The sequence below is a fragment of the Enterobacter cloacae complex sp. IR5418 genome (genome assembly GCF_049238105.1).
GTDB lineage: Bacteria > Pseudomonadota > Gammaproteobacteria > Enterobacterales > Enterobacteriaceae > Enterobacter > Enterobacter hormaechei.
In genome coordinates this window covers 1-704 of record NZ_JBMKHS010000053.1, presented here as the reverse complement: position 1 = coordinate 704, position 704 = coordinate 1, and the positions used below count along the sequence as shown (strand labels likewise).

2 protein-coding genes are annotated in these 704 nt (G+C 56.8%); one reads left to right on the top strand and one right to left on the bottom strand.

What is annotated here, in order from left to right; translation table 11 throughout:
* A partial coding sequence (locus ACOTX7_RS22580) for a hypothetical protein (protein WP_212772132.1) occupies positions 1-215 on the top strand: 215 nt, incomplete at its 5' end.
* 21 nt (positions 216-236) lie between these two features.
* Here the strand turns inward: ACOTX7_RS22580 and ACOTX7_RS22575 are convergent.
* Positions 237-704, bottom strand: a 468-nt coding sequence (locus tag ACOTX7_RS22575; protein WP_002130715.1) for a dihydropteroate synthase, incomplete at its 5' end; no start/stop codon positions are given.

The window sequence follows — 704 nt, the reverse complement described above, 5'->3', positions numbered from 1 at the left end:
CCACCAATCACAATACTGAAGCCCCAACTGTTATCAGTTGGGGCTTTTTCTTGTCTGTTTGCGGCGGTTGCGTTTTATCGGTAGTCGTCGAGCTCTGCACCATCCCACATAAGAGCTTAACGGTGCGATCTTCAACGCCATCACACAAAACTTTCTTTTTCACGCACAGTCAACTTATTGGATGTTTTATTAACAACCCAAAAGGAGATATTTAGCGGGCGGCCGGAAGGTGAATGCTAGGCATGATCTAACCCTCGGTCTCTGGCGTCGCGACTGCGAAATTTCGCGAGGGTTTCCGAGAAGGTGATTGCGCTTCGCAGATCTCCAGGCGCGTGGGTGCGGACGTAGTCAGCGCCATTGCCGATCGCGTGAAGTTCCGCCGCAAGGCTCGCTGGACCCAGATCCTTTACAGGAAGGCCAACGGTGGCGCCCAAGAAGGATTTCCGCGACACCGAGACCAATAGCGGAAGCCCCAACGCCGACTTCAGCTTTTGAAGGTTCGACAGCACGTGCAGCGATGTTTCCGGTGCGGGGCTCAAGAAAAATCCCATCCCCGGATCGAGGATGAGCCGGTCGGCAGCGACCCCGCTCCGTCGCAAGGCGGAAACCCGCGCCTCGAAGAACCGCACAATCTCGTCGAGCGCGTCTTCGGGTCGAAGGTGACCGGTGCGGGTGGCGATGCCATCCCGCTGCGCTGAGTGCAT